General features: G+C 72.2%; 11 protein-coding genes. 5 read left to right on the top strand and 6 right to left on the bottom strand.

Features of this window, described 5'->3' with window-relative positions:
• Positions 1-11: 11 nt before the first annotated feature.
• Positions 12-2,834 (bottom strand): CHAT domain-containing protein, encoded by a 2,823-nt coding sequence (locus tag RV986_RS08220; protein ID WP_475916754.1) that lies wholly within the window; start codon positions 2,832-2,834, stop codon positions 12-14.
• 5 nt (positions 2,835-2,839) lie between these two features.
• Positions 2,840-3,145, bottom strand: a complete 306-nt coding sequence (locus tag RV986_RS08215; protein ID WP_475916753.1) for a tetratricopeptide repeat protein — start codon at positions 3,143-3,145, stop codon at positions 2,840-2,842.
• A gap of 154 nt (positions 3,146-3,299) precedes the next feature.
• Between RV986_RS08215 and RV986_RS08210 the strand changes: the two genes are divergently transcribed.
• The 4 genes from RV986_RS08210 to RV986_RS08195 all read left to right on the top strand — a co-directional run bounded on the left by RV986_RS08210 (position 3,300) and on the right by RV986_RS08195 (position 7,730).
• Complete coding sequence (locus tag RV986_RS08210) at positions 3,300-3,698, top strand: hypothetical protein (protein ID WP_475916752.1); 399 nt, start codon at positions 3,300-3,302, stop codon at positions 3,696-3,698.
• On the top strand, positions 3,695-4,603 hold the full coding sequence (locus RV986_RS08205) for a hypothetical protein (RefSeq protein WP_475916751.1): 909 nt from the start codon (positions 3,695-3,697) through the stop codon (positions 4,601-4,603). The genes RV986_RS08210 and RV986_RS08205 overlap by 4 nt, the downstream gene beginning before the upstream one ends.
• Before the next feature lie 165 nt (positions 4,604-4,768).
• Complete coding sequence (locus RV986_RS08200) at positions 4,769-6,820, top strand: phosphocholine-specific phospholipase C (protein WP_475916750.1); 2,052 nt, start codon at positions 4,769-4,771, stop codon at positions 6,818-6,820.
• Between the two features lie 64 nt (positions 6,821-6,884).
• Positions 6,885-7,730 carry an LURP-one-related family protein gene (locus tag RV986_RS08195; protein WP_475916749.1) on the top strand — a complete coding sequence of 282 codons (846 nt, stop codon included), beginning with the start codon at positions 6,885-6,887 and terminating at the stop codon, positions 7,728-7,730.
• Positions 7,731-7,795: 65 nt separating this feature from the next.
• Here RV986_RS08195 and RV986_RS08190 read toward each other — a convergent pair whose 3' ends face one another.
• Both RV986_RS08190 and RV986_RS08185 read right to left on the bottom strand, forming a co-directional pair.
• Positions 7,796-8,749, bottom strand: a complete 954-nt coding sequence (locus tag RV986_RS08190; protein WP_475916748.1) for a DMT family transporter — start codon at positions 8,747-8,749, stop codon at positions 7,796-7,798.
• On the bottom strand, positions 8,746-9,630 hold the full coding sequence (locus RV986_RS08185; protein WP_475916747.1) for a phosphatase PAP2 family protein: 885 nt from the start codon (positions 9,628-9,630) through the stop codon (positions 8,746-8,748). Before RV986_RS08185 ends, RV986_RS08190 begins: the two co-directional genes overlap by 4 nt.
• Positions 9,631-9,890: 260 nt before the next feature.
• Here RV986_RS08185 and RV986_RS08180 point away from each other — a divergent pair, with 260 nt between their 5' ends.
• The gene (locus RV986_RS08180; RefSeq protein ID WP_475916746.1) at positions 9,891-10,505 is read left to right on the top strand and encodes a TetR/AcrR family transcriptional regulator; all 615 of its coding nucleotides are present in this window, start codon (positions 9,891-9,893) and stop codon (positions 10,503-10,505) included.
• Between the two features lie 303 nt (positions 10,506-10,808).
• Here the strand turns inward: RV986_RS08180 and RV986_RS08175 are convergent, their stop codons facing one another.
• Both RV986_RS08175 and RV986_RS08170 read right to left on the bottom strand, forming a co-directional pair.
• On the bottom strand, positions 10,809-11,837 hold the full coding sequence (locus RV986_RS08175) for a DUF2510 domain-containing protein (protein WP_475916745.1): 1,029 nt from the start codon (positions 11,835-11,837) through the stop codon (positions 10,809-10,811).
• A gap of 88 nt (positions 11,838-11,925) precedes the next feature.
• Positions 11,926-13,080, bottom strand: coding sequence for an anhydro-N-acetylmuramic acid kinase (locus tag RV986_RS08170; protein ID WP_475916744.1), 1,155 nt, complete (start codon positions 13,078-13,080; stop codon positions 11,926-11,928).
• Position 13,081 lies beyond the last annotated feature (1 nt).

The raw sequence follows: 13,081 nt of genomic DNA, 5'->3' as shown, positions 1-13,081 counted from the left end.
TCGGCCGGTCGTCACGGTCCGACATGGATGTACGGCGCCCACAGGCTGGGGTTCTGCCGGAAGCCCTCGTCGGCGTCGCGGATCCCGCGCACCGCGTCGCGCAGCGCGTGCGCCGTGTGCCGGGGGAAGGGGCGCTCGGTCTCGAAGGCCGCGTAGAAGCGTTCGGCCAGCTCCCGGGACGTGTCGTCGTCGACGGCCCACAGGGTGCCGACGACATGCGTGAACCCGGCCATGTGGAAGGCGCCGGTGATGTGCAGCGCCTCCTCGGCGTACTCGCTGCGCCCGCGGGTGGTGTCGCACGCCGAGAGATAGGCCAGCTCCGCGCCCGGGAGCCGGAGCCGGGCGATGTCGGAGAGGGTGAGCGGGGCCGTCTCGTGGTCGTGCAGCAGCACCCGGCCCGCCGCCGCCCCGTCCGTCGCGCCGACGGCGTGGCAGGCGAAGTGCACCCACGCGTGCCGGGGGAGCGCGTCCAGCACGGCCCGGCGCACCGCCTGCTCGGCCATCAGCACCCGGGCGCCCGGCACCCGGGCCAGTCCGGCCGCCTCCTGCCGGACGCCGTCGAGCGGCGGGAGTCTCGCCCCCGGCGGCTCGGGTACGGCGACGACCAGCGGGGCGGTGGGGAGCGGCGGCGCCGGGTCCGGACGTGCGGCCTGGTGCCGCCGGGCATGGACGAGGCTGTTGACGGTCGGCGCGTACGAGGAGACCGCCCGGTCGAGCAGGTTGTCCCCGTCGTTCCTGTGGTGGCCCGCCGCGTGCAGGGGCAGGGCGATCAGCGGGCCGGTGGGGATCCACCACATCCGCGCTGCGGACGTCTCGCCCGGCCACCCGTCGGCGCGGAGCGCCGCCAGGACGGGTTCGGCCACGGTCGTCCACAGCCACGCCAGCGTCTCGCGGACCCGCGACTGCGCGTCCCGCTGCGCGGACATCGGCACGGAGGGGTCGCCCGCCGTCCGGACGGCGGCGAGGTAGCCGTTCGCCCGGCGGACGGCATCCGCGTGGCCGAGCCCCGCGAGCGGTTCGCAGTGCACGCGCCCCTTGTACAGGACGAGCGCGTCGCAGCGCAGCGGGCTGATGTTGACGATGACGACCGGGCCCTCGTCGCCGAGATCTTCGAGCAGCTCGCGGGCGTGCGGCAGCCGTAGGAAGCTCTCGCATCCCGGCTCGTCCCGGATCGCCGCCACGAGCCGCTCCCACCGCTCGGCCAGGGCGTGCCGGTCCTCGCCCGCCAGCGGGGCGTCCGGAGCGGGGCCGCCCGTCCCACCCGGCCCGGACGAGGTGAAGGCGGCCGCCTCGGGACGGTCCAGCTGCGGGAGCAACCTGGTGTATTCGGCGGCCAGTTCGTCCGGCAGCCGGCTCAGCAGCCCGGTGGTGTCCGTGCGGGCGTCGAGCGCCTGGGCGAGCAGCACGCCACGGCCCTGCTCCAGGAGCGTGACGGCCAGTTCCGGATCGCCCAGCTCCAGCGCGCACGCGGCCGCGTCGACGGCGAGTCCCGCGAAGTCGCCCAACTGGCGGGCCCGGTCCATGCGTCCGACGCGGTACGAGGCGGTGCGCGGCAGCAGTTCGACCGCGAGCCGGAACGGCTCCATGGCGGCCTCGTAGTCGTCGGGCGAGGGGTGCGCGCGGCTGCCGAGGGTGTTCAGCGCCCACAGGTGCGCGCAGCCCACCCGGATACTCACGTCCATGGCCGGATCGAGGGCGGCCCGTTCGAAGAGGGCGTTCGCCGCCGCCCGGGCGCGCGGGTCGTCCTCGCTCACCCCTTGAGCGGCCAGGGCCGAAGCGTGGTTCAGCAGGGCGAGTCCGTGCAGCACATGCCCTTCGGGCGTGGTGACGTACGCCTGTTCGGTGGCCTGGACCCAGGCGCGTACGGCCCGCCGTTCGCGCCGCGCCCTACGACGTCCGGCGTTGCCGCCGAGGCCCGAGGCGTCGATGAGCTCCAGGTGCCGCACGGTCGCCAGCACCGCGTTGCGCTGCACCAGGTTGGGATGCCCGGCGGGCGTCGCCGCGACCGCCCCGCGGGCGCTGCGCGCGGCCTCCCGCAGATCGTCGGGGTCCGCCCGGAACCGGTAGCGGTCGGTCAGGACCAGGGCGAGGTTCGACAGGAACCGTGGATACAGCCGGTGGTGCCCGGAGATTCCGGCGAGCACCTCCCGCGCCAGCAGGGTGGCCTCGTCGAGTGCCTCGGGGTCGCCGCCCGGGGCGTGATGGTGCCGGTGGCGCAGCGCCTCGGAGAGATTGGAGCGGGCCCAGGCATGCTCGTCGCTGCCCGGATCGGCGCAGGCCACCGCGGTCCGGAAGCTCTCGACGGCCTCGGCGAGCGCGCTGGAGTCGCGATGCAGGTGGTAGAGGCTCAGCAGCGCGTCGCCCAGGCTGTTCTGGCGGTTGGAGCGCCGCGCGCCCCGCGCGGGCGTCGAGTCGAGGGCCGTTCTGATCGCGTCGACGGAGGCGTTCAGGTCCCGGATGTCGTGGGCGCGCAGCCACCGCAGCCGCAGCGCGCCGGAGAGGTTCGTCCAGTAGGACGGGGTGGCGACGGTGACCTCCGCCCCGTACGGGGCCAGGGCCTCGCGGAAGAGGGTGATGGCCCCGTCCAGGTCCGCCGGTTGCCCGAACCGTTCGTAGCGCGACCACAGGACCATCCCGATCCCGTTCATGGCGCCGCTGCGCAGGTCGATGTTCTGCGTTCTGGCGAGCACGGCGTCGAAGAGGACGAGGGCGCGTTCGAGGTCCGGGAGGTGGCCGGTGCTCTCGTACTGGGTGTGCGCGTTCTCGGCGGCACCGAGCACCGTCAGCAACTGGTCGTGTCCCGGCGTGCCGAACAGGTCGTACGGAGTCGTCATCGGGGTCAGCGGCCGCCGGCGGCCCCGGGATCGTCATCCTCGCCGCGCTTCTCGCGGATGCTCTGGGCCATCATTTCGCCCATCGGCCCGTTCCGCTCGAACCACGCGGCGGCCTCCTCGCGGCGTCCCAGCGAGAGCAGGGTCAGGGCGAGGTTGGCCGTGGCGTCCTGGTGGCCCTGCTCCGCGGCCCGGGTGAGGACTTCGACAGCCTCCTCCAGGCGCCCTTCGATCCGCAGTTTGATGCCGTACTGGTTCAGCGCCTGCGGGGACCCGGTCGCGGCCCCCCGGCGCAGCTCGGCATCCGACGGCATGGCCCTGACCGTGAACTGCGGCCCGTCGGATCCGCCCTGCTCCGCCTTGCGTGCCCGAGCGCGTCGACGCCAGAACATCGGCATCACCCCCAGTGATCGTCGGTGATCGCCCAGTATCCTCTCAACCCGGTTGACTTGTAAGGAGGTTGCACGGATGGCGGAAACCCGCACCGGCGACGGGGACGGCGAGTCGAGGGCGGTGCGGTCGGCCATCTGCGCCCGGCTGGACCAGATCCGCGAGGCTGTCCCGCCGGAGCGTGGCCCGGAGTTGGAGGAGATCCTCGCGGCCCTACGCGGCAGCGGCGACCCGACCGTTCCGCAGGCGGCGCTCCATCTGTTCCTGCGCCGCTGCGGGGTGGCTCTCGGGCTGCGCGCGTTCCCCCGTGGCGCCGGTGTCGGCGGGCTCCCGGCGGCCGTGGCGGGCCACCCCGTGGTGGAGGCGTACGTCTGTCCGGGGGACAGGTGCGACCGCCGTGTCCCCGCCCGGAACCAACCGGTGCCCCAGACCTGCCTGCTGTACGGCGAGCCCATGCGCCACCGCAGGCTGTCATGAACGCCGTGCTCGCCGAGCTGGGCAAGAACCTGGCCGCGCGCTGGCTCACCCACCTCGTTCCCTCGGGGCTGCTGTTCCTGGCCGTCGCCGGGGCCGGACGGCTGCTCGGCCAGGCGCACTGGTACGAGGTCGGCCGGGTCACGCGCGCGCTCGACGACCTGGCCGGGCATCCGGCGAGCCGGTCGACCGGCGGGGTGGTGCTGGCGGCCTCCGCCGCGGTGATCGCCTCGGCCGCGCTCGGCCTCCTCGCCCAGGCGCTCGGCGGCCCGGTGGAGCGGCTCTGGGCCGGGGAGTGGCCCGCACCGCTGCGGCCGCTCGGCAGCCGGCTGACCGGACGTCGGCTACGGAAGTGGCGGGCGGCCGAGGACGCCTACGCGCGGGTGGAGGAACGGGCCGTCGAGCAGGGGGCGCCCCTCGACCCCGGTACGGTCCGCGCCCTCGCGCGACTCGCCGCGGTCCGCAATCGGATCTCCCTCGTGGAGCCCGCCCACCCCTGCTGGACCGGTGACCGCGTCCGCGCCCTCGACCTGCGCGTCCACCAGGCCTACCTGCTCGACCTCGACTCGGCCTGGTCCCGGCTCTGGCTCGTCCTGTCCGCCGACACCCGCTCCGAACTGCGCACCGCGCGCGAGTCCTACGACGCCGCCGTACGCCTCACCGCCTGGAGCCCGCCGTATCTGCTGGTCGCCGTCTGGTGGTGGCCGTCCGTCCTGATCGCGCTGGGCCTGGCAGCCGTCGGTGTGCGCCGTGGCCGGGCGGCGATGGACGCGTTCGCCGAGCTGGTCGAGTCCGCGGTGGACCTGCACGGCCGCGACCTGGCCCTCGCGTTGGGCGTGGACTGCCCGGGCAGGCTGGACCGGGAGACCGGCCTGGAGATCACCGCCCTGCTCCGCAAGGGTGCCTGAGACCGCGACCCGGCGCGGAAGGCGTACGCGCTTGTGTTCGCATCAAGGACTCCTGCGCGTCACACCCGCGCCACGGGGTCTTCCCCGGCATTCGATCCTCTTGGAACACTCCCCCCGCGCAGGCCCCATTCACAGCACCACGTCAGGACAAGAGGTCACCCAGCCATGCCTCAAGTGAACCGACGCCGATTCCTGCAACTCACCGGTGGCACCGCGGCGTTCACCGCTCTGTCGAACAGCATCGAGCGCGCCGCCGCGCTGCCCGCGCACCACCGCTCCGGCACGATCGACGATGTCGAGCACATCGTCGTGCTGATGCAGGAGAACCGGTCCTTCGACCACTACTTCGGCTCGCTCAGAGGCGTCCGCGGCTTCGGTGACCCCCGCCCGTCCACCCTGCCCAGCGGCAAGTCGGTCTGGCACCAGTCGGACGGCACCAAGGAGGTGCTGCCCTTCCGGCCCGCCGCCGACAATCTGGGCCTGCAGTTCATCCAGGACCTCCCGCACGGCTGGAGCGACGGGCACACCGCCTTCAACCAGGGCAAGTACGACAAGTGGGTGCCCGCCAAGTCGTCGACCACGATGGCGTACCTGACGCGTGAGGACATCCCGTTCCACTACGCGCTCGCCGACGCGTTCACCATCTGCGACGCGTACCACTGCTCGTTCATCGGCTCCACCGACCCGAACCGCTACTACATGTGGACGGGTTACACGGGCAACGACGGCAAGGGCGGCGGCCCGGTCCTCGGCAACGACGAGGTGGGCTACGACTGGACGACGTACCCGGAGCGGCTCGAAGCGGCCGGGGTCTCCTGGAAGATCTACCAGGACGTCGGCGACGGACTCGACGCGAACGGCTCCTGGGGCTGGATCCCGGACGCCTACCGCGGCAACTACGGTGACAACTCGCTGCTGTACTTCAACCAGTACCGCAACGCCGAGCCCGGCGACCCGCTCTACGACAAGGCCCGCACCGGCACCGACGCCCGCAAGGGCGAGGGCTTCTTCGACCAGCTGAAGGCCGACGTCAAGGGCAGGAAGCTGCCCAAGATCTCGTGGATCGTCGCGCCCGAGGCCTTCACCGAGCACCCCAACTGGCCCGCGAACTACGGCGCCTGGTACATCGCGCAGGTCCTGGACGCGCTCACCTCCAACCCCGAGGTGTGGGCGAAGACGGCCCTGTTCATCACCTATGACGAGAACGACGGCTTCTTCGACCACCTCGTGCCGCCGTTCCCGCCGCAGTCCGCCGCGCAGGGCAAGTCCACGGTCGACGTCGGCCCGGACCTCTACAAGGGCGACGCGAGCCGTACCGCGGGACCCTACGGGCTCGGTCAGCGGGTGCCGATGCTCGTCGTCTCGCCGTGGAGCAAGGGCGGGTTCGTCTGCTCCGAGACGCTCGACCACACCTCGATCATCCGGTTCATGGAGCGCCGCTTCGGCGTGCACGAGCCCAACATCTCGCCCTGGCGGCGCGCGATCAGCGGCGACCTCACCGCCGCCTTCGACTTCTCCCGCAAGGACACCAAGCCGGTCGTGCTGCCGGACACCGACGGCTACCTGCCGCCGGACCACGACCGCCACCCCGACTATGTGCCCACCCCGCCCGCCAACCCCGTGCTGCCCAGGCAGGAGCGCGGTCTGCGGCTCGCCCGCCCGCTCAAGTACGCCCCGCTGGTGGACGGTTCGGCGGACGCGGCGGCCGGGACGTACACGCTGACCTTCGGCTCCGGTGCCAAGGCCGGTGCCGCCTTCTTCGTCACCTCCGGCAACCGTACGGACGGCCCCTGGACGTACACCACCGAGGCCGGCAAGACCGTCTCGGACACCTGGAACTCGGCGTACTCCGGCGGCTCGCACGACCTCACGGTGCACGGTCCGAACGGCTTCCTGCGCGTCTTCAAGGGCTCCGGGAAGACCGCGGGACCCGAGGTCACCGTGCGGCACCTCGGCACGAACGTGGAGCTGACCCTCACCAACAAGGGCTCCCGCACGGTCGAGCTCACGCTCACCAACGGGTACGGAGGGCGGCCCTGTTCGTTCAAGGTGCGGGCGGGCGCGACCGTGAAGCACACCGTGGACCTGCGGGCGAGCAAGCGCTGGTACGACCTGACCGTCGTGTCCGCCGCCGACGCGGGGTTCCTGCGGAGGTTCGCCGGACATGTCGAGAACGGTCTGCCGGGTGTGAGCGACCCGGCGATCGTCACCGGCTGATGGATACCCGAGCGATTACCCCGGCTCTGGTCAATTTCCAGCCAACTCACGGTAGTGTGCCCCGGTGACCACGCATTCGAACACTCCTGCAGGTTGGTACGCGGATCCGAACGGAGCGCCCCAGACGCTGCGCTACTGGGACGGCTCGCAATGGACCGAGCACACCAACGGGGACCAGCAGGCCCCGGCCGGGCAGCAGGTTCCGCAGCAGGCCCAGCAGCCCTACGGACAGCCGACGGCCGGCCCCGACCCGCGTGTGCAGAATCAGGTGCAGCAGCAGGCGGGTGTCGCGGGCGGCGGCGTCGGCGGCGGCACCCTGTTCACCGAGCCGGTCCTGGTGGTGAACCAGAAGGCCAAGCTGATCGAGCTGACCAACGAGTACAAGGTCATGGACCAGCAGGGCAACCAGCTCGGCTCGGTCGTCCAGGTCGGGCAGGGCATGATCAAGAAGATCCTGCGCTTCGTCTCCAGCCTCGACCAGTTCATGACCCACAAGCTGGAGATCCGGGACGCCCACGGCCGGCCGCAGCTGCTGCTGACCCGGCCCCGGAAGTTCATGAAGTCGCGGGTGCTCGTGGCGCGTCCGGACGGAACGCCCGTCGGCGAGATCGCGCAGAAGAACATGATCGGGAAGATCAACTTCGCGATCAACGCGGGCGGCCAGCAGGTCGGCGCGGTCAAGGCGGAGAACTGGCGCGCCTGGAACTTCTCGATCGTCGACCACGCGGACAACGAGGTCGCCCGGATCACCAAGACCTGGGAAGGTCTCGCCAAGACGATGTTCACCACTGCGGACAACTACGTCCTGCAGATCCACTACCAGCTGCCCGAGCCCCTGCTCAGCCTCGTCGTCGCGACGGCGCTGACCGTCGACACGGCGCTCAAGCAGGACTCCCGCGGCCTGGGCTGACGCGGACATCAATGACGGCGGCGGCCGGCGCGTCATGCACGGGTGAAGGCCGACTCCGCCCGACGTCAGAGCGGGGTGAGGTGCCCGGGGCCGGTCTGCCGGGGTATCAGGGAGGGTTCCGACCGGGCCGCTTCCGCGTCCAGCGCGAGTACCGCGGCGACCGGGTGGTCGTCGTCCACGAAGGGTTCCGGCAGCGCAGGCTCCGGGACCGAGCGGGACAGCGTCACCACACCCCAGGCCGCCACGCCCGCGCTGGCCGCGGCCAGCAGCAGGCCCGCCGCGCCGCCCTGGAGCTGCTCGCCGAGCAGGAAGAGACCGATCGCGGCCGCCGCGACCGGATTGGCGAGCGTCACGACGGCGAGCGGAGCGCCGAGACCGCCCCGGTAGGCGGTCTGCGACAGGAGCAGTCCGCCCGCGGCGAAGGCCGCCACGAGCAGGGCCACCACGATCACCTGCGCGCTGAGCAGCGGGCCGGAGCGGTCCGTCACCGCCACCGTCACCGTCTGTGTGAGCGCGGACGCGACCCCCGAGGCGAACCCGGAAGCGGTCGCGTGCCGCAGCCCCGGCCGGGCGCCGGGCCTCGACAGGATGCCGATCAGCGCCGCCGTGGTGGCGGCCACGCCCAGTGCCTGCGGCACGCTCAGCACCTCGTCGGGCGCGGGCCCGGACGCCGTGACCAGCAGCGCGGACAGCCCGATCAGGGTGAGCGCGGTACCGCGCCACTCGACCGCGCTGACCCGGCGGCCGGCGACCCGTGCGCCGAGCGGCACCGCGGCCACCAGCGTGAGCGCGCCCAGCGGCTGGACGAGGGTGAGCGTTCCGTACTTGAGCGCGGCCACGTGCAGCAGCGCGGCGGACGCGTTCAGCACGACCGTCCACCACCAGGCGGCGCTGCCCAGCAGGCGCAGCATGCCCGAGTCGGAGGTCCGGGACGCGAGCCGCTCCTGGGCCACGGCCGCGGCGGCGTACGCCACGGCCGAGAACAGCGACAGGACGACGGCGGCGAGAGTGGCGTTCATCGTCTTGCCCCCACGAGCTCCGGTACGGATTCCTTTGCGCCGGCCTCGCCGGACTGCCCGGTTTCGGCGACGGCTTCTGCGGCGGTGACGAGCTTCTCGGCGTGCTTCGCGGTCGCCTCGGTCCGGCGCGGCAGGCGGATCACGGCCAGGGCGACGCCGAGCAGCGCGCTCGCCACGATCGCGTCGAGCCAGTAGTGGTTCGCCGTACCGACGATCACCAGCAGGGTGAGCAGCGGATGCAGCAGCCACAGCCGGCGCCATCGGGAGCGGGTCGCGGCGATCAGGCCGATCGCCACCATCAGCGCCCAGCCGAAGTGCAGCGAGGGCATCGCCGCGAACTGGTTCGCCATCTGGTCGGTCGCCGGGTGCGCTCCGTACACCGTGGGTCCGTACACCTGCCCGGTGTCCACGAGGCCCGCGGCGGCCAGCAGCCGGGGCGGGGCGAGCGGGAAGGTGAGGTGCAGTACCAGGGCGGCGGCGGTGACCACGGCCAGTATCCGGCGGGACCAGATGTAGTGGACGGGGCGCCGCAGGTACATCCAGACCAGGAAGGCCACGGTGGCCGGGAAGTGCACGGTCGCGTAGTAGGTGTTCGCGAAGTGCACCAGGGTGTCGCTGTGCAGCAGCACGCCCTGCACGGAGCCCTCGTCCGGCAGGTGGAGCGTGCGTTCCCAGTCCCACACACGACCCGCGTTGCGGAAGGCCTCGGCGGTGTGGCCGTCGGCCGCCTGCCGGCCGATCTTGTAGACGGCGAAGAGTCCTACGACGAGCAGAAGCTCACGGACGAGCGGCGGCCGCGCCGCGGTGCCACGTGGCGCCGGCCGCGGTATCGCCGCGGCCGGCTCTGGTGCTGCTTCCGCAGGCTCGGTTCGGGATTCCATCCCCCGGCCCCTTTGCTGACGGTCTTGCGTGGGGTGGTGCGTGATGAGCCCAGGACAGAATCCACGCGACATCCACTCGGCAGAAGAGTGGGTTCTGTCCAAGGCTCATCGATACGAGAGTGTACCGATACGATGATGTACCGATACGCCAGTGTACCGATACGTGACCGTTCCGGTACACTGGTGTTTCGATTAGACTGTGTGCAGCGCAACACCGGACAGGGCACAAAGAATTTCCACGACGAGCGAGGAGAAGAGCCATGACGTCGCAGGCCGCGGACGGACCGGAGACGGTCGTCGCCTCGCGCCGCTCCAAGATCACGCCGGAGCGTGAGCAGGAGTTCTACGACGCTGTGCTCGAACAGATCCGCGAGTGCGGCTATGACTCGCTCACCATGGAGGGCGTGGCCGCGAGCACCCGCTGCAGCAAGTCCACGCTCTATCGCCAGTGGAAGACGAAGCCCCAGTTCGTGGCGGCCGCGCTGCGCGCCACCACCTGCCCGCGCTTCTCGGGCATCGACACGGGCACGCTCGCCGGGGACCTGCGCGCGATGGCGCGGGCCGCGGGGAACTGGGCGGGCCGCGACAGCCAGCTGCACCAGGCGCTCGGCCATGCCGTGCTGCAGGACAAGGAACTGCAGGAGGCGCTGCGCGACGCGCTCATCGAGCCCGAGGTCGGCGCGGTCAGGGAGATCCTGGCTCGCGGGGTCGCCCGGGGCGAGGTGGCCGCCGGCCATCCGGCGCTGGAGTTCATCCCGGCGCAGCTGTTCGGTGCGGTGCGGGTGCGTCCCGTGCTGGAAGGGAGGAACGCCGATGCGGCGTATCTCACACAATTCGTCGAGGCGGTCGTGATTCCGGCCCTCGGCCTGACCTGAGACTCAGGTCGCCGTCCGCGGGATGACCGGACGGTGGCCTGCTCGCGCCGCACCGTGGGGACGGGGGCGGCGCGCACCCCCGGCCGGGTGGGGCTCCTCTTGAGCGGAGGGGCGCCCCACCCGGCCGATCCATGTCCGGGGATCCCCCCCGGGCCCCGGATGCTGTTGGCCAACCCGGTTGGCCACGTCGGCTCCGTGGCATGTGTGCCGGAAGCCGTGAACACTAGATCGGTCTAGTGTTCACGGTTTCCGGGGAGAGTGCTCCCTGCGGCGGATTTGCCAACAGCATCCGGCCCCGGGGGGCTAGACGTTCTGCCCGTCGCCGCCCGCCCCGGGCGCCACCTTGATGCCCTTGGTGATCGTGTCGATCACGGACTCCTTGGGCGCCTGGGAGCTGACGTCGACGCCGAAGCGGACGACGACCAGCGACTTGGAGTCGACGGGGGACGGGAAGACGAGCGACTCGACATAGCCGTCGTCACCCTTGCTGGTGACGACCTTCCAGCGGACGAGATAGCCCTTCGCGCCGGCCACGGTGACCGCCTTGGAGGCGAGCTCCGTGTGCGAGGTGATCTCGCCGTAGCCCTTGCCGTACGACTCCTGGGCGTTCTTGGAGATGTCCTCCTTGGCGGCTGCCTCGGCCGTGGTGGACTTCAGGCCCTGTGCCTGCGCGGGCGCGGAGTAGGCCCCGCCCCGCTGGCAGTCCTCGGTGGTGGCGCCGGGGCACTTGTAGGTGTCCTTGGTCGACAGCACGGCACCGCTCGTGGTGCTCCCGCCGGTCCAGTCGTCGGGCACCGGCATGCTGATGCCGCTGATCAGATCGGTGGCGTAGCCGTCCTCCAGCTGCGGCTGCGCGGACTGGCCCGGCGCCGGGGTCTGGCCACCGGAGCCGCCCGAGCCCCCGGAGCCGCCGGGAACGCCGCCCGGTCCGCCTTCGAGGCCGCCGCTGCCGCCCTGGCCGCCGAACCCGCCCTGGCCGCCGTTCTGCCCGCCGGGGCCCTGGGAGTTGGCGCTGTTCCCGCCGTTGCCGTCGTCCGTGGTCAGGGCGTACACGCCGCCTCCGATGCCCGCGAGGACCGCGATCGCGGCGGCGACGGCTATGCCGGTGCGCAGCCCGCGCCGCGGGGCGCTCGGGGGAAGGTCCGGATAGTTCGGATAGTCCGGATAGGGGCCGCCCGCCGGCGGGTGCGCCGGGGGACCCCATGCGGCGGCCGACCCGACGGGGCGGGTCTGGTCCGTCCATGTCCTGCCGTCCCACCAGCGTTCGGTGGCGGGACTGTCACTTGTCTGCCCGGGGTCGGGATACCAGCCGGGAGGAGTCACCTGCGTCATGGACCCACCGTATGAGCCCTGGGTGAAAGGCGGATGAGAGGGTTCCCGGAGCTTTGCCCCGGGAACGCTTCCGCGGCACTCGCGGATGTCATGTCACGACCAGTCGTGTCGGTGCCTCTTTCGCCCGCGCCGGCAGCCGTGGCCCGCCCCGACCCGGCGTGATCGAGCCGAGCACGCTCGGGTGCCGGGCCCCGGTGCTCACCGGATCGGTGCCCGCGAGCCCGTGCAGGGTCAGGAAACCCAGCACGGCGAAGGCGTACGCCTCCTTGGCGGCCGACGGCAGCCCCAACGCGTCGGAGGTGCGCACCACGAGCCCCGTCAGCTCCTCGCCCAGCATGGCCATCAGTACCGGGTTGCGGGTGCCGCCGCCGGAGGCGATCACCTCCGTGGCACCCACCGAGCGCACGGCAGCGGCGACCGTGCGGGCGGTGAGACGGGTGAGGGTCGCGACGAGGTCCTCGGCGGTGAGCGTGCCGAAGCCGCTCAATGCCGCCCGCAGATGACCGAGGTGGAAGAGCTCCTTGCCGGTCGTCTTGGGCGCGGGCAGGGCGTAGTACGGCTCCGCGAGCAGGCGCTCCAGCAGCGGTTCGTGGACTGTGCCGCGGGCGGCGAGGGCGCCGTCCACGTCGTGGTGGAGGCGGCCGCCGGTCAGACCGTGCACGGCCGCGTCGATGAGCGCGCCCCCGGGCCCGGTGTCGAAGGCGGTGCCGTCCGGCGCCGTGAGATTGGCGATGCCGCCGAGGTTCAGCGCGACCGGCGTCCCCGCCCTGCCGCGTAGCCACAGCAGGTCGACCAGGCTCACCAGGGGCGCGCCCTGCCCTCCGGCGGCGATGTCCCGCGGACGGAAGTCGGCGACCACCGGCAGCCCGGTCGCCTCCGCGATCCACGCGGGCTGCCCGAGCTGCAGCGTGCCGTGCACCTCTCCGTCCTTGGCCCAGTGATAGACGGTCTGCCCGTGTGAGGCGACCAACTCGGCTCCGCCGTCGCACAGTTCACGGTCGGCCCGGACGGCGGCCGCCGCGAAGGCCTGCCCGATCCGGGTGTCCAGCAGACACACCTCCGCCAGGGTGGTGGCGGCCGGGGGAAGCGCCGCCGCCAGTGCGTCGCGCAGTTCGCCGTCGTACGCCTCGCTCACCAGCCCGAGCGGCCGTAGGACGAGGCTGTCGCCGTCGAGGGCCAGTTCGGCCGCCGCCGCGTCGATGGCGTCGTACGACGTCCCCGACATCAGGCCGATCACCCGCATG

It is taken from the genome of Streptomyces sp. RLA012 (assembly GCF_056270325.1).
This window is presented reverse-complemented; position numbering and strand designations above follow the sequence as displayed.